This is a genomic window from Enterobacter cloacae complex sp. HYC074_NIDB, from assembly GCF_056673345.1.
In genome coordinates this window covers 4,743,208-4,764,111 of the sequence record NZ_CP114214.1, presented here as the reverse complement: position 1 = coordinate 4,764,111, position 20,904 = coordinate 4,743,208, and the positions used below count along the sequence as shown (strand labels likewise).

At 55.6% G+C, this 20,904-nt stretch carries 16 protein-coding genes; 5 read left to right on the top strand and 11 right to left on the bottom strand.

Going from position 1 to position 20,904, the window contains the following annotated elements:
* Positions 1 to 72 precede the first annotated feature (72 nt).
* A complete protein-coding gene (polA, locus tag O1724_RS23050) occupies positions 73 to 2,865 on the top strand; it encodes a DNA polymerase I (RefSeq protein WP_023323904.1) in 2,793 nt (930 codons plus the stop codon).
* Positions 2,866 to 3,031: 166 nt separating this feature from the next.
* Positions 3,032 to 3,079 (top strand): small protein SpfP, encoded by a 48-nt coding sequence (gene spfP, locus O1724_RS23045; RefSeq protein ID WP_071892919.1) that lies wholly within the window; start codon positions 3,032 to 3,034, stop codon positions 3,077 to 3,079.
* 98 nt (positions 3,080 to 3,177) lie between these two features.
* On the opposite strand, the gene yihA is transcribed toward spfP, so the two are convergent.
* Complete coding sequence (gene yihA, locus O1724_RS23040) at positions 3,178 to 3,807, bottom strand: ribosome biogenesis GTP-binding protein YihA/YsxC (protein ID WP_003861913.1); 630 nt, start codon at positions 3,805 to 3,807, stop codon at positions 3,178 to 3,180.
* Positions 3,808 to 4,386: 579 nt separating this feature from the next.
* Between yihA and yihI the strand changes: the two genes are divergently transcribed.
* A complete protein-coding gene (gene yihI, locus O1724_RS23035) occupies positions 4,387 to 4,902 on the top strand; it encodes a Der GTPase-activating protein YihI (RefSeq protein ID WP_126297321.1) in 516 nt (171 codons plus the stop codon).
* A 188-nt stretch (positions 4,903 to 5,090) separates the two neighbouring features.
* The gene (hemN, locus tag O1724_RS23030) at positions 5,091 to 6,464 is read left to right on the top strand and encodes an oxygen-independent coproporphyrinogen III oxidase (protein WP_126297320.1); all 1,374 of its coding nucleotides are present in this window, start codon (positions 5,091 to 5,093) and stop codon (positions 6,462 to 6,464) included.
* 51 nt (positions 6,465 to 6,515) lie between these two features.
* Here hemN and O1724_RS23025 read toward each other — a convergent pair whose 3' ends face one another.
* From O1724_RS23025 to glnA, 4 genes are all read right to left on the bottom strand, one after another.
* Complete coding sequence (locus O1724_RS23025) at positions 6,516 to 6,626, bottom strand: YshB family small membrane protein (RefSeq protein WP_017382667.1); 111 nt, start codon at positions 6,624 to 6,626, stop codon at positions 6,516 to 6,518.
* Positions 6,627 to 6,735: 109 nt separating this feature from the next.
* Positions 6,736 to 8,148 (bottom strand): nitrogen regulation protein NR(I), encoded by a 1,413-nt coding sequence (glnG, locus tag O1724_RS23020; RefSeq protein WP_003861919.1) that lies wholly within the window; start codon positions 8,146 to 8,148, stop codon positions 6,736 to 6,738.
* An 11-nt stretch (positions 8,149 to 8,159) separates the two neighbouring features.
* Positions 8,160 to 9,209, bottom strand: a complete 1,050-nt coding sequence (gene glnL, locus O1724_RS23015) for a nitrogen regulation protein NR(II) (protein WP_003861923.1) — start codon at positions 9,207 to 9,209, stop codon at positions 8,160 to 8,162.
* A gap of 167 nt (positions 9,210 to 9,376) precedes the next feature.
* Positions 9,377 to 10,786, bottom strand: coding sequence for a glutamate--ammonia ligase (glnA, locus tag O1724_RS23010; RefSeq protein ID WP_003861925.1), 1,410 nt, complete (start codon positions 10,784 to 10,786; stop codon positions 9,377 to 9,379).
* Positions 10,787 to 11,163: 377 nt separating this feature from the next.
* Between glnA and typA the strand changes: the two genes are divergently transcribed.
* Positions 11,164 to 12,987, top strand: a complete 1,824-nt coding sequence (typA, locus tag O1724_RS23005; protein WP_003861927.1) for a ribosome-dependent GTPase TypA — start codon at positions 11,164 to 11,166, stop codon at positions 12,985 to 12,987.
* Positions 12,988 to 13,066: 79 nt separating this feature from the next.
* On the opposite strand, the gene ompL is transcribed toward typA, so the two are convergent.
* From ompL to yihT, 6 genes are all read right to left on the bottom strand, one after another.
* Positions 13,067 to 13,753 (bottom strand): porin OmpL, encoded by a 687-nt coding sequence (gene ompL / locus O1724_RS23000; protein ID WP_003861929.1) that lies wholly within the window; start codon positions 13,751 to 13,753, stop codon positions 13,067 to 13,069.
* A 74-nt stretch (positions 13,754 to 13,827) separates the two neighbouring features.
* Complete coding sequence (locus O1724_RS22995; protein WP_126297319.1) at positions 13,828 to 15,252, bottom strand: MFS transporter; 1,425 nt, start codon at positions 15,250 to 15,252, stop codon at positions 13,828 to 13,830.
* Positions 15,253 to 15,295: 43 nt separating this feature from the next.
* Positions 15,296 to 16,678 carry an MFS transporter gene (locus O1724_RS22990; RefSeq protein ID WP_003861932.1) on the bottom strand — a complete coding sequence of 461 codons (1,383 nt, stop codon included), beginning with the start codon at positions 16,676 to 16,678 and terminating at the stop codon, positions 15,296 to 15,298.
* A gap of 45 nt (positions 16,679 to 16,723) precedes the next feature.
* Positions 16,724 to 18,748 (bottom strand): alpha-glucosidase, encoded by a 2,025-nt coding sequence (locus tag O1724_RS22985; RefSeq protein ID WP_126297318.1) that lies wholly within the window; start codon positions 18,746 to 18,748, stop codon positions 16,724 to 16,726.
* Positions 18,749 to 18,764: 16 nt separating this feature from the next.
* The gene (gene yihS / locus O1724_RS22980) at positions 18,765 to 20,006 is read right to left on the bottom strand and encodes a sulfoquinovose isomerase (protein WP_003861936.1); all 1,242 of its coding nucleotides are present in this window, start codon (positions 20,004 to 20,006) and stop codon (positions 18,765 to 18,767) included.
* A gap of 14 nt (positions 20,007 to 20,020) precedes the next feature.
* Positions 20,021 to 20,896, bottom strand: a complete 876-nt coding sequence (gene yihT / locus O1724_RS22975) for a sulfofructosephosphate aldolase (RefSeq protein ID WP_023323901.1) — start codon at positions 20,894 to 20,896, stop codon at positions 20,021 to 20,023.
* Positions 20,897 to 20,904 lie beyond the last annotated feature (8 nt).

Below are 20,904 nucleotides of genomic sequence, written 5' to 3'. Positions count from 1 at the left end.
AGCGCTAAAACCTGATGTTTTCATCCTTCTGTGGCATCCTTTACCCATAAATTCATAACAGGCACGGACATTATGGTTCAGATCCCAGAAAACCCACTTATACTCGTCGATGGCTCTTCTTACCTGTATCGGGCGTATCATGCGTTTCCTCCTCTGACCAACAGCGCAGGGGAACCTACCGGCGCAATGTACGGCGTGCTGAATATGCTGCGCAGCCTGATTCTGCAATACCACCCAACCCATGCGGCTGTGGTGTTTGATGCGAAGGGTAAAACCTTCCGCGATGAATTATTTGAGCATTACAAATCACACCGTCCCCCTATGCCTGACGATCTGCGTGCGCAGATTGAACCGCTGCACGCTATGGTGAAAGCGATGGGGCTGCCACTGCTGGCGGTCTCTGGCGTTGAAGCTGACGACGTAATTGGTACCCTGGCGCGCGAAGCGGAAAAAGCAGGCCGCCCGGTTCTGATCAGTACCGGTGATAAAGACATGGCGCAGCTGGTAACGCCAGGGATTACGCTGATCAACACCATGACAAACACCATTCTTGGCCCGGAAGAAGTGGTCGCCAAATATGGTGTGCCGCCAGAGCTCATTATTGATTTCCTCGCCCTGATGGGCGATTCCTCGGATAACATTCCTGGCGTGCCGGGCGTGGGTGAAAAAACAGCTCAGGCGCTGCTGCAAGGGCTGGGCGGGCTGGATACGCTGTATGCAGAGTCCGACAAAATTGCCGGTCTTACCTTCCGCGGCGCAAAAACCATGGCCGGAAAGCTCGCCGATAACAAAGAGGTGGCTTATCTCTCCTATCAGTTGGCCACCATCAAAACTGACGTAGAGCTGGAGCTTACCTGCGAGCAGCTGGAAGTGCAGGAACCCGCCGCCGACGAACTGCTTGGTCTGTTCAGAAAATACGAATTTAAACGCTGGACCGCGGATGTTGAAGCCGGTAAATGGCTTCAGGCGAAAGGGGCTAAACCTGCGGCGAAGCCGAAAGAGACCATCGTTGTCGATGCCGAAGAGCAGTCAGAAGAAGAGGCGGTAGCGCTCTCCTTCGACAACTATGAAACCATCCTGGAAGAGTCACGGCTCGTCGCCTGGATTGAAAAGCTGAAAAAAGCGCCAGTATTTGCTTTCGATACCGAAACGGACAGCCTCGATAACATTACGGCTAATATGGTGGGCCTGTCATTCGCAACGGAGCCGGGTATTGCCGCCTATGTTCCGGTTGCTCACGACTATCTGGATGCGCCGGAGCAAATCTCCCGCGAGCGCGCCTTAGAACTGCTGAAGCCGATTCTGGAAGACGAGAAAGCGCTGAAGGTCGGGCAAAACCTGAAGTACGACCGCGGTATTCTGCAAAACTACGGCATTGAGCTGCGTGGTATCGCTTTTGACACCATGCTGGAATCTTACATTCTGGACAGCGTGGCGGGCCGCCATGATATGGATTCCTTATCCGATCGTTGGCTGAAACACAAAACCATTACCTTCGAAGAAATTGCCGGTAAGGGCAAAAATCAGCTGACCTTTAACCAGATCGCGCTGGAAGAAGCAGGCCGCTACGCCGCGGAAGACGCTGACGTCACGCTACAGCTGCATCTCAAAATGTGGCCGAAATTGCAGAAGCACGAAGGGCCGCTGAATGTGTTCCGGAACATTGAGATGCCGCTGGTGCCTGTGCTGTCCCGCATTGAGCGCAATGGCGTTAAAATCGACCCAACGGTGCTGCATAACCACTCTGGTGAGCTGGCGCAGCGCCTGACCGAGCTTGAACAGAAAGCGCATGAGCTTGCTGGCGAGGCATTTAACCTGTCTTCACCGAAACAGCTGCAAACCATCCTGTTTGAAAAACAGGGTATTAAGCCGCTGAAGAAAACCCCGGGCGGCGCTCCTTCAACGTCTGAAGAGGTGCTGGAAGAGCTGGCGCTGGACTATCCGCTGCCAAAAGTTATTCTGCAATACCGCGGTCTGGCTAAGCTGAAATCGACCTATACCGACAAACTGCCGTTGATGATCAACCCGAAAACGGGCCGCGTGCACACCTCCTATCACCAGGCTGTGGCGGCGACCGGGCGACTTTCGTCAACCGATCCTAACCTTCAGAACATTCCGGTGCGTAATGAAGAGGGCCGCCGTATTCGCCAGGCTTTCATTGCGCCAGAGGATTATCTGATTGTCTCCGCGGACTACTCGCAAATCGAACTGCGTATTATGGCGCACCTGTCACGCGACAAAGGCCTGCTGACGGCCTTTGCCGAAGGGAAGGACATTCACCGGGCAACCGCTGCCGAAGTGTTTGGGCTGCCGCTGGAGAGCGTGACAAATGAGCAGCGTCGTAGCGCAAAAGCGATCAACTTCGGTCTGATTTACGGCATGAGTGCCTTTGGTCTTTCACGCCAGCTCAATATTCCGCGTAAAGAGTCGCAGAAGTATATGGATCTCTACTTCGAGCGGTATCCGGGTGTGCTGGAATATATGGAACGTACCCGCGCGCAGGCGAAAGAGAAAGGCTACGTTGAAACGCTGGATGGCCGTCGTCTCTACCTTCCGGACATCAAATCCAGCAACGCCGCGCGCCGCGCGGGTGCTGAACGTGCTGCGATTAACGCCCCTATGCAGGGCACTGCGGCGGACATCATTAAACGCGCAATGATCGCCGTCGATGCCTGGTTGGAAAAAGAGAAGCCGCGCGTGAAAATGATCATGCAGGTACACGATGAACTGGTCTTTGAAGTTCATAAAGACGATCTGGAGACGGTCTCTCAGAAGATCCATGAACTGATGGAAAACAGCATGAAGCTGGACGTTCCGTTGCTGGTGGAAGTGGGTAGCGGCGAAAACTGGGATCAGGCTCACTAAGGGCTAACGGAATAACGCGCGTTTTATGTAAGTAAGCAACATAAGTACGCGCGTTTTGTGACGATCATTAGAATTCCCTATGTAAAGAATGAAAAAAAACTACAAAAAGTGCTTTGTCCAGCGATAAAAAAAGAGTAGAGTTAACGACGTAGGGTACAGAGGTAAGATGTTCTATCTTTCAGACCTTTTACTTCACGTAATCGGATTTGGCTGAATATTTTAGCCGCCCCAGTCAGTAATGACTGGGGCGTTTTTTATTGCGGCAAAGAAAGTTTCAGGCGAAAAAAAGCGCGGTCATCGCCGCGCCTGTTATTACTCTGCTTCCGCTTCTGTCGCCGGTTCCAGATCGTTAAACCAGCTGTCGAGCTTCTGACGCAGTTTATCCACGCCCTGCTTTTTCAGCGAGGAGAACGGTTCAACCTGTACATCACCGTTGAATGCCAGCACCGCTTCACGAACCTTATTCACCTGTGCCTTGCGCGCGCCGCTCGCCAGCTTATCCGCTTTTGTCAGCAGTACCAGCACCGCAATATCGCTTGCCACCGCCCAGTCAATCATCTGCTGGTCGAGATCTTTCAGCGGATGACGAATATCCATCAGCACCACCAGGCCTTTCAGACACATGCGTTTTTCCAGGTATTCACCCAGCGCACGCTGCCATTTGATCTTCATCTCTTCCGGTACCTGCGCGTAACCGTAGCCCGGTAAATCGACCAGGCGTTTGCCTTCAGCCACTTCAAACAGGTTAATCAGTTGTGTACGGCCAGGTGTTTTTGAGGTACGCGCCAGGTTTTTCTGATTGGTCAGCGTATTCAGGGCACTGGATTTTCCCGCATTGGAGCGGCCAGCAAATGCCACTTCAATCCCTGTGTCTGAGGGCAGGTGGCGAATATCGGGCGCACTGGTGACAAAATGCGTCTGTTGGTAGTTCCAGGTAGTCACGTGGTCGTCTCCAAAAATCGTAATCTGCGGGGATTATACCTGAATGCGGGCAAAAGGCTTTTCCCTTCGTCATTGACATGTAAGTGAAAGCCCTGCGAAATGTAAGAGATTTGCCCTTAAGCGTATGAGAAATTTAAGAGAAATCGCAGGGGCTAAAAAACTCAAGATATTAAAATTCAAAGAGTTATTAATGAGTAATTATCTGAAAATCCGGTTTTGTACCTTTTCGTTGCTTGTTAGTTTAAAGGAACAAGGTAAAGTGTGTGCTACGGCGAGGATGCCAACAGGATAACGACTTAAGGATAAGGGTCAGGAGCGCCAGGAGGCGAAGACTCAGGATTGTCAGGACGACCGGCGCCTGGAGGCGTTTTTAACAGGAAACGGAACCGTATCACGGACGGTAGTAGCCAAGGGATAAACAGGGTTTGTTGCAGGCAAACAGGGAATGTCTGACCCGTTAAGGGTTGTGAGTCAGGAAAAAAGGCGACAGATTGCTCTGTCGCCTTTTTTCTTTGCTTGCTTTCTGCTAGATTTCGCCGCAATTCTATACTGAAGAAAACGACTTAAAGATAAAACATCATGAAAAAACCGACCTCCGCTGCGGGCGCGAAACGCCCTGCAAAAGCACGCCGCAAAACGCGCGAAGAACTGAATCAGGAAGCGCGCGATCGCAAACGCGATAAAAAACATCGTGGCCATGCTGCGGGTAGCCGTGCTAACGGTGGCGGTGCCGCAGGCGCTTCTGCAAAAGGCAAACAGCAGAAAGATCCTCGTATCGGCAGTAAAACTCCCATTCCACTGGGCGTGACAGACACCCCGGTCACTAAGCAGCACAAACCAAAGAGCGAGAAACCTATGCTTTCACCGCAGGCTGAGCTGGATTTGCTGGAGAACGATGAGCGCCTGGACGCGCTGCTGGAACGTCTTGAAGAGGGTGAAACCTTGACCGCCGAAGAGCAGTCATGGGTGGATGCCAAACTGGATCGCATCGACGAGCTGATGCAGAAGCTGGGTCTGTCCTACGATGATGAAGAAGACGAAGAGGAAGACGACAAGCAGGAAGATATGATGCGTCTTCTGAAGGGTGGAAACTAACATTTGCACCCGGCAGGTACACTCGTCCTGCTTATAACCCTTCCGGTTATATGTTATCTGGTGTGGTTATTCGTTAAACTACGGCGGTTGTCGCGGCGACAGAAGTGGCTGCGCACCCGAATGATGGCCCGCAACGGGACCAGAACGGGCCGCCGTATAAGAACGCGACACCAACGGAAGGAGTGAGCATGTCTGTACCATCTATCGACTGGGATTTGGTCCTGATCCAGAAATATAACTATTCCGGGCCGCGTTATACCTCATACCCCACCGCGCTGGAGTTTTCTGACGCTTTCGGCGAGGCGGATTTTCAGCATGCTGTGGCGCGCTATCCCGAGCGCCCGCTGTCGCTCTACGTCCATATTCCATTCTGCCATAAGCTCTGCTACTTCTGCGGCTGCAATAAAATCGTTACCCGCCAGCAGCACAAAGCCGATCAATACCTCGATGCGCTCGAACAGGAAATTCTGCACCGCGCACCGCTGTTTAAAGGGCGTCACGTTAGCCAGCTTCACTGGGGCGGTGGTACGCCAACCTATCTGAATAAAGCGCAGATCAGCCGCCTGATGGCGCTGCTGCGCGACAATTTCAGTTTTAACGACGACGCCGAAATTTCGATCGAGGTCGATCCACGTGAAATCGAGCTGGATGTGCTGGATCATTTACGCGCTGAAGGCTTCAACCGCCTGAGTATGGGCGTACAGGACTTCAATAAAGAAGTACAGCGCCTGGTAAACCGCGAGCAGGACGAAGCGTTTATCTTTGCCTTACTCAACCATGCGCGTGAAATCGGCTTTACCTCAACGAATATAGACCTGATTTACGGCCTGCCGAAGCAGACGCCGGAGAGCTTCGCCTACACGCTTAAACGCGTGGCTGAGCTTAACCCGGACCGTCTGAGCGTCTTTAATTACGCGCACCTGCCGACGCTGTTCGCCGCTCAGCGCAAAATCAAAGATGCGGATCTGCCTTCCGCCCAGCAGAAGCTAGACATTTTGCAGGAGACCATCGCCTCGCTGACCGAAACCGGCTATCAGTTTATCGGGATGGATCACTTTGCCCGCCCTGACGACGAACTGGCAATTGCCCAGCGCGAAGGTGTTCTCCACCGTAACTTCCAGGGTTACACCACCCAGGGCGATACCGATCTGCTCGGAATGGGCGTCTCCGCCATTAGCATGATTGGCGACTGCTATGCTCAGAACCAGAAAGAGCTGAAGCTGTACTACCAGCAGGTTGATGAAACGGGTAACGCATTGTGGCGCGGCATTGCGTTAACGCGTGACGACTGCATCCGTCGTGATGTGATTAAGGCGCTTATCTGCAACTTCCGTCTCGAATTCCGCGAGGTGGAGTCGCAATGGGATCTGCAATTCAGCGATTACTTTGCCGAAGACCTGAAACTCCTTGCGCCGCTGGCGAAGGACGGGCTGGTGGATGTGTCGGAAAGCGCGGTGGTCGTCACGCCGAAAGGACGTCTGTTGATTCGTAATATCTGCATGTGCTTCGATGCCTATCTACGTCAGAAGGCGCGTTTACAGCAGTTCTCGCGGGTGATTTAAGTTGAAAAGCCGGGTAAGCGAAGCGCCACCCGGCTTTTCATCAACAGCTCGTTAGCTAAACAGCCCAACCAGCGCCGCACACAGCACCGCCGCAACGGCAGTTTGTGGCGTGTGGCTTTCTGCTGCTCCGCTCGAAAGCAAAGTCACTAATGATTCCAGCATGATGCTCCCCCTGTTTCCGGGCACGATCATACAAAACTCATCGGAACAGTAAAGCGCAAAATAACGGCACTTTGCGCTCAATTAGTAACCTTTACACAGCGGAGTAAGATCACTCCATTCCCAGCTCTTTCAGCTTGCGCGTCAGGGTGTTTCGACCCCATCCCAACAGGCGAGCCGCTTCCTGTTTGTGGCCCTGGGTATGACGAAGCGCGGTAGTTAACAGCGTGCGCTCCATCTCAGGCTGCGCTTCGGAGAGCAGATTTTGATGACCGGAACGCAGCGCGCGATCTGCCCACTGCGCCAGCAGCGTCGCCCAGCTGTCCGGCAGCGCATGTCCGGCGGTGCTTTCGGGCACGGTGGCTTCAAACAGCTCGGCGGGGAGATCCTGAATCAACACTTCCTGTCCGGCGGCCATCACGGTCAGCCAGCGACAGGTGTTTTCCAGCTGACGCACGTTGCCAGGCCACGCCAGACGGGTGAGGGCGGCATCCGTTTCCGGATGAAGCTGCTTGGCTTCCACGCCCAGCTCGCGGGCCGCCACTTGCAGGAAATGGCGCGCCAGACGCGGGATATCTTCCCGACGCTCGCGCAGCGGCGGCAGGTGGACACGGATCACGTTCAGACGATGGAATAAATCTTCACGGAATTTCCCCTCCTGCACGCGCAGCTCCAGGTTCTGGTGCGTCGCGGCAATAATACGCACGTCCACCTTCACCGGCGCATACCCGCCCACGCGGTAAAACTGGCCATCTGCCAGCACGCGCAGCAATCGGGTCTGAACATCCAGCGGCATATCGCCGATTTCATCCAGGAATAGCGTTCCGCCGTCAGCCTGTTCAAAGCGTCCCTGACGAATGGTATTTGCCCCGGTAAACGCCCCTTTTTCGTGGCCGAATAGCTCAGATTCAATCAAATCTTTGGGGATCGCCGCCATGTTCAGGGCGATGAAAGGCGCTTTCGCCCGCGGGCTGTGGCGATGCAGGGCGTGCGCAACCAGCTCTTTACCGGTCCCTGATTCACCGTTAATCAAGACGCTGATAGACGAGCGCGACAGACGCCCGATGATGCGAAACACGTCCTGCATGGCCGGCGCTTCACCGATGATGTCCGTCGTAGGCCCGAAATCCGGCGCGTGGCGGGGCTGCTGTTGCTCCTGATAGTGGCTGATGGCGCGTTCGACCAGGGCAACGGCTTCGTCGATATCAAACGGTTTTGGCAGATAATCAAACGCCCCCTGCTGGTAGGCGCTAACGGCGGCATCCAGGTCGGAGTGGGCGGTCATTATGATGACCGGAAGCATGGGGTGGCGCTGTTTGATCTGCTTTAAGAGCGCCAGTCCGTCCATGCCCGGCATGCGAATATCCGAGAGCAGAACGTCCGGCGTTTTGGTGGTGAGTGCGTCGAGCACCTCGCTGCCGCTCTCAAACGTCGTGCAGCTTAATCCCGCTCCCGTGAGTGCGCGTTCAAGCACCCAACGGATGGAGCTATCGTCATCGACTACCCAGACTATCCCTCGTTGCATAAACGTCACCTTTATTTTTTAATCGGCAGGAAAACCGAAAACTCGGTATGTCCCGGCCAACTGGTAAATTCAATTTTGCCGGAGTGTTGGTCAATCAAATTACGGGCTATGGATAACCCCAGCCCGGTGCCGCCTTCGCGACCGCTGACCATCGGGTAGAACAGAGTGTCCTGGAGATGTGGCGGGATCCCCGGCCCGTTATCTTCCACATCAATACGTGCCGCCAGACGATAACGCACGCCGTGCAGCGTCAGCTGGAACGCGGTGCGGGTACGCAGAATAATTTCGCCACCCTCCGGGCCCAGCGCCTGCAACGCGTTACGCACAATGTTCAACAGCACCTGTTCAATCTGGTCCGGATCGTGCGCCAGCTCCGGCAGGCTTGGGTCGTAATCACGCACCAGCGTGACGTTATCCGGCAGCTCCATAGAGACGAGTTTCACCACCCGCTCCGCGACCTTGTGAATGCTTTCTGAAACATGCATCCCCGGCTGCTGTGGCCCGAGCAGGCGATCGACCAGATTACGCAGACGGTCCGCCTGCTCAATAATGACGTTGGTATACTCCGCCAGGGCAGGGTCAGGCAGCGCTTTGGTCAAAAGCTGTGCCGCACCGCGTAAGCCGCCCAGCGGGTTTTTGATCTCATGGGCCAGCCCGCGCACCAGGTCGCGTGCCGCAATCTGCTGCGCATGCTGAAGCTGCTCCTGGCTGAGACGACGTTGGTTATCCATCGGCGCCATTTCCAGCAGAATCATGCCATCTGGCAGGCGCTGTGCGGTGAGGGACAAAATATGCGAGCGTCCGTCAATCACCAGCGTCACTTCGTTATCGGTGAAGCCCTGACCCGCCTGCAAACTCTCCTGCATCAGACCAATATTCAGCGAGAAATAGCTCAGCAGTTCCGGCAGCGGCGTGCCAAACAGTTTTCTGGCGCTTTGGGCGAGCAGCTGTTGCGCCGCCGGGTTGGCGTAATGCACCGCCAGCTCGTCGTCGACCAGCAAAATACTGTTAATCAAAGAATTGAGGATCTGCCCAGCATCGGGCAGCGTGCCAGTTGCCATTCAGCAGTCTCCTGGAGTCGTTGCACTATTTTAGTGCAGTATAGCGTTTTAGAGGTAAAAAGCGCGTGAGATCAGGTTGTTGGTGGAGAAAAAAGCCCATCCGAAGATGGGCTAAAGTTTCCACGGCAACTACTCCCGACGCGTATGCGCCGAGTAAAACAAAACAATTAAACGCTGTAGTACAGTTCAAACTCAACCGGGTGCGGCGTCATGCGAACGCGGTCGTTTTCTTCGGTACGCAGCGCGATGTAAGCGTCGATAGCTTCATCGGTGAACACGCCGCCAGCGGTCAGGAACTCGCGGTCTGCGTCCAGCGCTTGCAGGGCTTCTTCCAGAGAGCCGGCAACCTGTGGGATCTCTTTCGCTTCTTCTGGCGGCAGGTCGTACAGGTTTTTGTCCATGGCTTCGCCCGGGTGGATCTTGTTCTTGATACCGTCCAGACCGGCCATCAGCAGTGCTGCGAAGCACAGGTATGGGTTAGCCGCCGGGTCCGGGAAGCGCACTTCGATACGACGCGCTTTCGGAGACGCAACCACCGGGATACGGATAGAAGCAGAACGGTTACGGGCAGAGTACGCCAGCATCACGGGTGCTTCGTAGCCTGGAACCAGACGCTTGTAGGAGTTCGTGGTCGGGTTCGCCAGGGCGTTGATCGCTTTAGCGTGTTTGATAACACCGCCGATGTAGTGCAGCGCCTGCTCAGACAGACCCGCATACTTGTCACCAGAGAACAGGTTGGTGCCGTTCTTGGACAGGGACATGTGGCAGTGCATGCCGGAACCGTTGTCGCCAAACATTGGTTTTGGCATGAAGGTCGCGGTTTTACCGAAACGGTGCGCAACGTTGTGTACAACGTATTTGTAGATCTGAATCTCATCCGCTTTTTTGGTCATGGTGTTGAAGCGGGTAGCGATCTCGTTCTGGCCAGCCGTTGCCACTTCGTGGTGGTGCGCTTCAACAACCAGGCCCATCTCTTCCATGATCAGACACATGGTAGAACGGATGTCCTGTGAAGAATCGACCGGAGGAACCGGGAAGTAACCGCCTTTCACGCCCGGACGGTGACCTTTGTTACCACCTTCGTACTTGGTGGAAGAGTTCCATGCGCCTTCGATGTCATCGATAGCGACGTGGGAGCCAGAAATGGAAGCACCAAAACGGATGTCGTCGAACAGGAAGAACTCTGGCTCTGGCCCGAACAGAACGGTGTCTGCGATGCCGGTAGAGCGCAGGTACTCTTCAGCGCGTTTTGCGATGGAGCGTGGGTCACGGTCATAGCCTTGCAGCGTGCCAGGTTCCAGAATATCGCAGCGGATGATCAGCGTAGGTTCTTCGTAGAACGGGTCAATGAGCGCAGTGGTTGCATCTGGCATCAGAACCATGTCGGATTCGTTAATGCCTTTCCAGCCGCCAATGGAGGAGCCGTCAAACATTTTGCCTTCTTCAAAGAATTCGGCGTTCACCTGATGAGCAGGGATCGTGACGTGCTGTTCTTTACCTTTGGTATCGGTGAAGCGCAGATCAACAAACTTCACTTCATGTTCGTTCAGCATCGTCAAAACGTGTTCAGCGGACATACTTAACTCTCCAGATTGGTCATTGTCGTCGTGGTAACGAGGTCTTCAAATCGGCTGGGCTGCCATATTTTTACTGTATTTCTGTAAAGCGAAATCTGTGCCAACTTTTAAAACACCCCAAAAAGGCGTTATCATGCGCACCATAGTGCAGAAGGGCTGCACCACATTGGATTTGTTGCACCATTATAGTGCTTCTGTGTGAACATCGAGCACCATATTGGTGCAATTTACGTTAAGGTGCCCTTTTACCGCTCCGTGAAAGCGATCACAAAGCATCTCTGCAATACTTGTTTGCGGGGGATGTTTGTGATCCTGTTTTGTAGTGCGATTAATCCGTGTACAATAACGCGCTATTTCTAAATGCCTGAGGCAAAGTTGTGATCGAAAAATTGCGTAATATCGCCATCATCGCGCACGTCGACCATGGTAAAACTACCCTGGTTGATAAGCTGCTACAGCAGTCCGGTACGTTTGATGCTCGTGCCGAAACTCAAGAGCGTGTGATGGACTCCAACGATTTGGAGAAAGAGCGTGGGATTACCATCCTCGCCAAAAACACCGCTATCAAATGGAATGACTACCGTATCAACATCGTTGATACCCCAGGGCACGCCGACTTCGGTGGTGAAGTTGAGCGCGTGATGTCCATGGTGGATTCCGTGCTGCTGGTGGTTGACGCATTTGATGGCCCTATGCCGCAAACGCGCTTCGTGACCAAAAAAGCATTTGCCCACGGCCTGAAACCTATCGTTGTGATCAACAAGGTTGACCGTCCTGGCGCGCGTCCTGACTGGGTTGTTGACCAGGTCTTCGACCTGTTCGTTAACCTCGACGCGACCGACGAACAGCTGGACTTCCCTATCGTTTATGCGTCTGCGCTGAACGGTATCGCCGGTCTGGATCACGAAGACATGGCGGAAGACATGACTCCGCTGTACCAGACGATTGTTGACCGCGTTCCTGCGCCAAACGTTGACCTGGAAGGCACCCTGCAAATGCAGATCTCTCAGCTCGACTACAACAACTATGTTGGCGTAATCGGCATTGGTCGTATCAAGCGCGGTAAAGTGAAGCCTAACCAGCAGGTCACTATCATCGATAGCGAAGGCAAAACCCGTAACGGTAAAGTCGGTAAAGTGCTGACTCACCTGGGTCTTGAGCGTATCGAGAGCGACATCGCTGAAGCGGGCGACATCATCGCTATCACCGGTCTGGGTGAACTGAACATCTCCGACACCATCTGCGATCCGCAGAACGTCGAAGCGCTGCCAGCCCTGTCCGTTGATGAACCAACCGTATCCATGTTCTTCAACGTCAACACCTCTCCGTTCTGTGGTAAAGAAGGTAAGTTCGTTACCTCTCGTCAGATCCTTGACCGCCTGAACAAAGAGCTGGTGCACAACGTTGCGCTGCGCGTTGAAGAAACCGAAGACGCTGATGCATTCCGCGTTTCGGGTCGTGGTGAGCTGCACCTGTCTGTTCTGATTGAGAACATGCGTCGTGAAGGTTTCGAGATGGCGGTTTCCCGTCCGAAAGTTATCTTCCGCGAAATCGATGGCCGTAAACAAGAGCCGTTCGAAAACGTAACGCTGGACGTTGAAGAGCAGCACCAGGGTTCTGTGATGCAGGCACTGGGTGAGCGTAAAGGCGACCTGAAAAACATGAATCCAGATGGCAAAGGCCGCGTACGTCTCGACTACGTGATCCCAAGCCGTGGCCTGATCGGCTTCCGTTCTGAGTTCATGACCATGACTTCCGGTACCGGTCTGCTGTACTCCACCTTCAGCCACTACGACGACGTTCGTCCGGGCGAAGTGGGCCAGCGTAACAACGGCGTGCTGATCTCCAACGGTCAGGGTAAAGCGGTTGCGTTTGCGCTGTTCGGTTTGCAGGATCGCGGTAAGCTGTTCCTGGGTCACGGTGCTGAAGTTTACGAAGGCCAGATCATCGGTATTCACAGCCGTTCTAACGACCTGACGGTAAACTGCCTGACCGGTAAGAAACTGACCAACATGCGTGCGTCCGGTACTGACGAAGCAACGGTTCTGGTTCCACCGATCAAGATGACGCTGGAGCAGGCTCTGGAATTCATCGATGATGACGAACTGGTCGAAGTGACGCCTCAGTCAATTCGTATCCGTAAACGTCACCTGACTGAGAACGATCGTAAACGTGCAATGCGCGGTGCGAAAGAAGACTAATTCGGTTATGCCGTAGGCCGGGTAAGCGCATGCGCCACCCGGCAACGAAAAAGCCGCTGAGCGATCAGCGGCTTTTTTATTAGAACGAATACCGTAACCCTAAACGGATCCGGTACTGCTCCCGGTTGTAATCATTCCATCGGTCCAGCCACTGTAGCTCAAGATACGGCAGCCAGTTTCTGTCGATTTTATAGCTGAACTTGTTAGTAATTTCCCAGTGATGATCTTTGCCATTTTTGCTGTGGTAATCATTCACCCGCTGGAAAAAGTGCGGCTCAAAGGTGTAGAAAAACGCATCCGTCACTTTGAAATTCCAGTAGTTGGCGAATTCATGCGTGTCGTTCTTATCCATCTGCCCGTTATAGTCCGGCGTATCGTAATTGTTATGGTTATAGCGATAGCGGAACGTCAGATTAAACCAGTCCGTAAATTTGTAATTGGTATCTAAATAAACCGCGCCACCTGATCCTGCGCTGCTGTCATTAATTAAGCCGCCGGGCTGGAAGGTCAGTTTGTCGGTCGGTTTGAAGAGCGGATACCACCCCTCGATTTCGTTATAGCTGTGTTTCAGTTCGTCCCATTTCCCCACGTTATAAGCGTTGGTGAACATCAGCCCCGCGCCCATATCGAAGTTATAGCCCGCACGCAGGATCACTTCGTGCAGCTCTGAGGCGGTGTTGTAGGCTTCGCGCGTTTCGACATAGGCCCCGGCAAATACCGGGCAGGACACAGACGACACGATCAGTACGGTGATGATTCTTTTCATAATTTGTCCATGTATCAGGTACAGAAAGGCCTCCCTCCTGATAAACAGGAAGGACATAGTGGCCGGATTTATAGTTATAAAGTGACTGCTGACGCTTTATTGTTGGTGGTTATCTCAGGGGTATTTGCTGTCTGTTTCTTCCGTTTTCCAATCTCCTCGATAATAAAGGCGAAGCGCGCTTCGTTGAGTTTATAAAATAGCCCCATGGTCACGGCGGCAACGATCGCCAGGCCGCACGGCCAGAGGAAAATAAGCTGACGCAACCCAAGCAGCGTGCCCGCGCTCTGCACGGCATGGGGAACGTAGCCAATCTGGGTCAGCATAATACCGGGCAGAAAACCGGCCAGCGCCGCGGAGATTTTGCGCGAGAAGGTATAGCCGGTATACACCGACCCTTCGGCGCGTATCCCGGTTTTCCACTCGCCGTAATCAACCGTATCCGGCACCAGCGCCCAGTTCAGGCTGTTCACAAACGCGGTGCCGAAAAAGGCCATGCAGGAAAAGAGCACGAACAGCAGGGAACTGGTCCCCCAGACGAAGTTCAGCACGTCGCCCACCGCCCACAGCGTCAGCCCGCCCAGATAGACCGGTTTCTTGCCAAAGCGCTTCACCGCGCCAGGCACCAGAAACACGCCAATCAGAATGCAGCCCATGCTGAAAAAGCCCATCCACGACAGGAGATGCACATCGTTCAGCACGTACTGGGTGTAATAGACCTGAATCGCCAGCTTGATGTTAAACGCGGCGAGGGTACATAGGTTGGCGATGCACAGCACCAGCAGCGGCGGGTTACGGAAAATCGCGCAGAACGATTTCAGAATGCCGGGCTTATGGTGATCGGGCGTAAGCTCGACGTAGCGCTCTTTCACCCCGCTGTAGCACCACCACATGCAGAACAGCCCCCCGGTGACAAACACCAGCGCGGCCACCAGATAGCCGAGTGAGGGCTGGCTGACGAACAGCGCCTGGATCGGCATAAAGCCGACGGTGCAGAGCAACAGCCCTACCGTTGCGCCGCCCTGACGCCACGCCGCAAGCTGCGCGCGCTCGTTCGGGTTTTTGGTGATGGCCGGAACCATTGCACCGTAGGCACAGTTCATCAGGCTGTAGCAGAGGCCAAACATCATGAAGAGCACGGTGGCGAGGGCCGTTTTCACCGTCAGGCTAAAGTCGTTGGCCATAAACTGCGCCGTGGCCACCAGCGCCACAGGAACGGAGGCGTAGAGAATGAATGGCCGGAATTTCCCCCGCGCGCCGATGTTACGCCGGGAGTCCAGCAGCACCCCGGTCAGCATGTCGGTAAACGCGGTGAAAAACTTCGCGACGAGGAAAATAATGCCGCCATAGAACGCCGGCATGCCCAGTTCATCGGTGTAAAACTTCAGCAGGTACAGCGTGCCAATACACAGCATCAGATTCGAGCCAAAATCGCCCATCCCGTAGGCCCACTTCTCTCGCAGGCTCAATTTCAGGGTTAACGGATCAGTATTATGTGTCATGGTCGATCCTCAAAGCGCCCCGCAGGGCGCTCAATCACGTCATTTATGCCGTACGTTTGCGCAGTTCGATCTCTTCCACTATGCGCACATACATCTTCTCGTTGAGGTTGTAGAAGCAGCCCATCGCCACGATGGTGATGACCGCCAGCAGGCTCGGGTAGATAAATATCAGCTGCCGCAGCCCTTCAACCGTCCCGGCGGACTGCACCACGTTCGGCACATAGCCGATCTGGGTGAGCATGATCCCCGGGAAGAAGCCCGCCAGCGCCTGCGAGACCTTCCTGAAGAAGGTAAAGCCGGTGTAGACCGTTCCCTCGGAGCGCACGCCGGTGCGCCACTCGCCGTATTCCACGGTATCGGACACCAGCGCCCAGTTCAGGCTGTTCACGAACGCGGAACCGAAGAACGCCAGGCAGGAGAACGCCACAAAGCTCACCGAGCCGCCGCCGAAGAAGTAGTTAAGCAGATCGCCCGCCACCCAAATCATCAGCCCGCTGATGTAGACCTTTTTCTTGCCGAAGCGCCGCACCGCGCCGGGCATCATAAAGACGCCGATAAAAATACAGCCCATGCTGAAGAAGCCCATATACGACAGCAGGATCGGGTCGTTCAGCACGTACTGCGTGTAGTAGACCTGAATGGCGAGCTTAACGTTAAAGGCGCCCAGCGTGCACAGGTTAGCGATGCACAGGATAAACAGCGGACGGTTCCCGGCGATGGCGCGAAACGACTGCAACAGCCCCGGTTTCTGCGCCGGGTTAGCAGGCTGCGTCTCGACGTAACGCTCGGTTACGCCCTTATAGCACCACCACATAAAGAACAACCCGAACAGCGAGAAGAGGGTGGCGGCAAAGATGTAGCCAAGCTGGTCGTTGCCCTCAATCAGGTTCATCACCGGGACAAAGCCCACCGTACAGAGCAGCAGACCCAGCGTGGCGCCGCCCTGGCGCCAGGCGGCCAGCGAAGCACGCTCGTCCGGGTTTTTGGTAATGGCGGGCACCATCGCGCCGTAGGAGCAATTCATCATGCTGAAGAACAGGCCGTACAGCATGAACAGCACCGTCGCCATCACCGTTTTACCGGTGATTTCAAACGGTGTGCCGACGAAGTTGGCAATCGCCAGCAACGTTACCGGGAAGGCTGCATACAGCACAAACGGGCGGAATTTCCCTTTCGGGCCGATCTTGCGCCGGGAATCGAGCATGATCCCGGTGCCCATATCGGTGAAGGCGGTAAAAAACTTCGCAATCAGGAAGATAATCCCGCCGTAGGTGCCCGGCAGCCCCAGCACGTCGGTGTAGAACTTCAGCAGATACAGCGTGCCGATATCAAGCAGGATGTTAGAGCCGAGATCGCCCATCCCGTAGGCGAGTTTTTCTTTAAACGGCAGGCGCAGGGTTGCCGGATCAGAAGTATGTTGACTCATTATTGTTCTCCGTCTGCCCGCAGGTTTTCCCGCGGGCGAGCCTTATCAGATATGACGTAAGGTGCTAAACAGATCAGCCCATTCGCTTTGCTGGCGATAGAAGACCGGCGGTTTGCCGAGCGGGGCATCAACGGTGATGTCACCGCCCTGGCAGGTTTCTCCGGTCCACGCATTGAACCAGGTGTCCTGCGGCAGATAGAGCGACCAGTCGCGGCGTCCCTCTTCATGGACCGGCGCCACCAGCAGATCGCGGCCAAACAGATACTGGTATTTCAGCGTGTAGGCGCGCGCGTCGTCCTCGTAGTGCAGGAAAAGCGGACGCATCACCGGCAGGCCGCTTTTCGCGTTCTGCGCAACCGCAGCTTTGATATACGGCTTCAGGGTGGTGAAGACGGTAGTCATGCGCGCGAAGTGGGCGATAGTTTCCGCGTCGCCGTCGAACTGCCAGTTATCGCCAGGGCGGTTGCCCTCGTGGGTACGCATCATCGGCGTAAAGGCGCTGAAATCACACCAGCGCAGCAGCAGCTCTTTGCTGCGCTTCATCTCGAAGAGCGTCGTATAGCCGCCAATGTCGCTGTGGTGCAGGCCGTGCCCGGTCATCGCCAGCGACAGCGCCGCCGGTACGACGGAAGCCAGACCGTCGTCCAGGCTCCAGTCGACGTTCTGATCCCCCGCCCACATCATCACCGAGTGTTTCTGGCTACCGGTGTAGCCTGCGCGCATGAAGAACAGGATCTCCCCGAGCTTGCCGGTCTCCTCCAGCGCTTCGTAGTTACATTTCGCCCACAGGGCAGGCCAGGCGTTATGCATGATCTCCGCGCTCACGCCGTTGTGCAGGAAGGTATCGGTCGGCAGATATTCCCCGAAATCGGCCATCCAGCCGCCGCAGCCCAGTTCGATCAGGTTCTTTTTAATGACCTCTTTGTACCAGTCGTAGGCTGCCGGGTTGGTCAGGTCGATAACGCCCGCGTAGAACTCGCCGAACTCGACGTGGTAGTCCTTGCCGTCGGCGTTTTTGGTCAGATAGCCGCGTTTCGCGGCCTCTTCGCAGAGATCTTTATCGCTGGCGACGTACGGGTTGATATAGGAGAGGAACTGCACGCCTTCTTCTTTCCACTGCGCAATCCGCGTATCAAGCTGCGGATAGAGCGCGCTGTTCCACTTCCAGTTCCACATTACGCGTTTGCCGAAGGAGGTCATGCGGATGCCGGACCAGTCCTGCGCCCAGATGCCGTTCACCTTTACGCCGCCGTTACGCATGGTGTCGAGCTTCTGCTGGCACACCTCGGTGCCGCCCTGGATGCCCAGCGTCACGCCGTCGTACACCCAGTCCGGCAGCTCCGGCTGGCGCCCCAGCAGGCCGGTCAGTTTTTCCAGCAGATCGACGTACGTTTCCGCACATTCGAAGCGCAGCGTGGCGTTATCTTCCCAGAACGCCAGCTCGTGGAAGTCAGGGGCGCTGAAGTCAAAGTTCATATAGCAGCTGTTATCCACGTGGCAGTAGTACTTCTGGGTGCTCACGAAGGTGGGCTGCGGGAAGAAGGTCCAGTAGTAGTCACCGCCTGCGTTCTCTTTGCAGTCGGCCTGCCAGGTGACGTAGGTCTGCTTGTTGCGGCCCACGCCCTGCTCGCTGGTCCACAGCGGGAACGGCTTGCCGCGCAGATCGAAGTACGAGAACTGCTCGCCGCAGCCGTAAATATGATCTTCTGGCTGCGCCGCCAGCCGCAGCCAGATGCGGTTATGGCCGGGAGCATCATTTTTCAGCTTCAGCTCCAGACGGCCTTCCGCATCCACGCCCACCAGCAGCGTGGCGCTTACCGCATCGCCGCGGGTAAAGCGGATTGCCCAGCCCGCGCTTTGCTGCGTAACGGTCGCGTTCGTCAGGGCAATCTTTTCGTTGAGCTTGTCTTTGATGCTGAAGTTGCCGCGAAACATCTCGATATCCGCCTCACCTGCGCCAATCCACAGGCAAGGGGCATCCGCGGTGTGGGATAAAATCAGACGGTCCTGCCAGCGCAGGGTGAAGCCACTTTCGTTATTTTTCAGGTCAATATTGTGTAGGGTACGCATAAAAACTCCGTCTTAATTATTTGGCCTGGCTATCCAGTAATCCGGCGGCGACGGCAGGCGCTAAGCCCGGCGCCAGCGGCAGGCGGGGGATCACCAGGCAGTGCAGCAGATGGTAAATATCCTGCTTGCCGTCCCAGACTTTGGTGGTCACTTCGTTATTGGTGTCCAGCTCCTGCCACCAGGATCCGTTTTCGTAATCCATCAGATACTTGATGCAGTAATCCCACCATTTCTGATACCAGGCTTCGTACTGCGCCTCGCCGGTCACGGTATAGAGGGCATAGGCCGTGCCCATCGCCTCGACGATCGGCCAGCGCACGCGTTCGCGCACGATTGGCTTGCCGTCCCAGCCCACGGAGTAGACAAAGCCGTCCGCCCCGTCGGGTGCCCAGGCGTCGCGGATGGTGGCGTGGAACAGTCCTTTCGCATCTTCCAGCAGCCACTCCGGCGGGGTTTCAAAGCGCGCTTCCAGGGCGGCGCGCAGGTGCAGCATCAGGCGGCCCCACTCGATCCAGTGCCCCGGCGTGCCGCCATAGGCGCGGAAGCGGTGGGCGGGGTTATCGATGTTATAGTCGCGGATCGGGTTCCAGTTGGTGTCAAAATGCTCGTTAACGCGGTACTCCCCTTTGCGCGCCACGTCGTGAATAATCACCGAGGCGATGCGCAGGGCGCGGTCGAGCCATTTGCGGTCGTGGGTCACGTCATAAACGATGAGGAAAGCTTCCACGGCGTGCATGTTGGCGTTACCGCCGCGATAGTCTTCCGTTTTGCTGAAGGCTTCGTCCCAGGACTCCAGGCACATCTGCTCCTGTTCGCTCCAGAAGTAGCGCTCAATCACCTCGATGGCGTCGTCCAGCAACTTGCGTGCCTGCGGGTGACCCGTGGTCACGGCGCTCGCCGCGCCCAGCAGGACGAAGAAGTGCTGATAGCCCTGCTTGGACGCATCAATGACGCCTTCATCGTTAACGCAGGCGTACCAGCCGCCGTGCTGCTTGTCGCGCAGCGGACCGTTCAGGGCATTAATGCCGTGCTCAACCAGGGCGTACGCGCCGGGGCGCCCCATGTTCGCCGCCACCGCGTACACATGCAGCATGCGGGCGGTGATCCACAGATGTGTCCCCATATCGCTACGCACCTGCCCGTTATTGCCCAGCCAGCCAAAGCCGGTCGGTACGGCGGCGTTTTTACCGAAATCGAGAATGCGGTCGGTCTCTTGTTCGAGCCAGCGGTTATGGCTCAGGGTGTTAAACCATTTCATGTTCGGATCCTTTCTTAACGGCGAGCCATCATTTCGTCGACGATCTCACCCAGACGCTGAAGTTTTGGTACGGAAATATCACGCAGCATCAGCTCGGTGTCCGGCAGGCCAATCACAGAGGACCAGACGGCGCGACCGGCTAAAAAGCCCGATGCCCCCGCCTGCATCGCCACGCTCACCGCGCGCGGGAATAACTTATCGTCAACGCCGGACGAGAGGATCACCCACGGCATGGCGATGTTCTCGTTAAGCTTTTGCGAGGCCGCCAGCAGCTCCTGCTGCGTGCCCTTGCCAAACAGTGGCATCTCCACTTTGTAGAGGTCGGCACCGCTGTCGCCCAGCTCTTTGGCCGCGTCGATAATCGCCTGTTCGCGGTTAAACGCGGCACCGCGACGCGGTGGACGCACCACCGGCTCGATAATGCTCAGCAGACCGTTATCGTGGCACAGCGTATTGAACGCTTTCACCATCTCCAGGCGCTGCTGCGGATCTTCATCGCTGCGCCACAGCACCAGCAGCTTCAGTGCTTTGCCGCCATCGCGTTTGACCGCCTGCGCGTCGACGTTCTTGTCGATCACCACGCTGTCGACCGGAATACCGTTCCCCGGAATAAACTCGTCGGCTGCAACAATCATCGCGCAGCTTTTTGCCACGGCCTGCTGCCCGACAATCTGGCGATAGCAGAACTGCTGGTCGACAAGGATCGCAGAGGCGTACGGCGACAGAATTTTTGCCGCGTTGACTTTAAAATCCGTCAGGTGCTGGTCGGTTACCGGTACCGGCGCGCCTGCCGCCGCAAACATCAGGCGCATCGCTTCGCGCTGATCCACGGCCAGCATCGCAAAACCGCCGGAAGGTCGGGTGATATCTTTCAGGGTGTACATCGTCATTCCTCAGT

Coding starts and splice junctions, on each gene's coding strand:
- glnL (WP_003861923.1), bottom strand. CDS start 9,209: ATGGCAACTGGCACGCTGCCCGATGCTGGGCAGATCCTCAATTCTTTG.
- O1724_RS22990 (WP_003861932.1), bottom strand. CDS start 16,678: ATGAGTCAACATACTTCTGATCCGGCAACCCTGCGCCTGCCGTTTAAA.
- hemN (WP_126297320.1), top strand. CDS start 5,091: ATGTCTGTACCATCTATCGACTGGGATTTGGTCCTGATCCAGAAATAT.
- O1724_RS22995 (WP_126297319.1), bottom strand. CDS start 15,252: ATGACACATAATACTGATCCGTTAACCCTGAAATTGAGCCTGCGAGAG.
- yihS (WP_003861936.1), bottom strand. CDS start 20,006: ATGAAATGGTTTAACACCCTGAGCCATAACCGCTGGCTCGAACAAGAG.
- yihI (WP_126297321.1), top strand. CDS start 4,387: ATGAAAAAACCGACCTCCGCTGCGGGCGCGAAACGCCCTGCAAAAGCA.
- polA (WP_023323904.1), top strand. CDS start 73: ATGGTTCAGATCCCAGAAAACCCACTTATACTCGTCGATGGCTCTTCT.
- O1724_RS22985 (WP_126297318.1), bottom strand. CDS start 18,748: ATGCGTACCCTACACAATATTGACCTGAAAAATAACGAAAGTGGCTTC.
- glnG (WP_003861919.1), bottom strand. CDS start 8,148: ATGCAACGAGGGATAGTCTGGGTAGTCGATGACGATAGCTCCATCCGT.
- glnA (WP_003861925.1), bottom strand. CDS start 10,786: ATGTCCGCTGAACACGTTTTGACGATGCTGAACGAACATGAAGTGAAG.
- O1724_RS23025 (WP_017382667.1), bottom strand. CDS start 6,626: ATGCTGGAATCATTAGTGACTTTGCTTTCGAGCGGAGCAGCAGAAAGC.
- ompL (WP_003861929.1), bottom strand. CDS start 13,753: ATGAAAAGAATCATCACCGTACTGATCGTGTCGTCTGTGTCCTGCCCG.
- yihT (WP_023323901.1), bottom strand. CDS start 20,896: ATGACGATGTACACCCTGAAAGATATCACCCGACCTTCCGGCGGTTTT.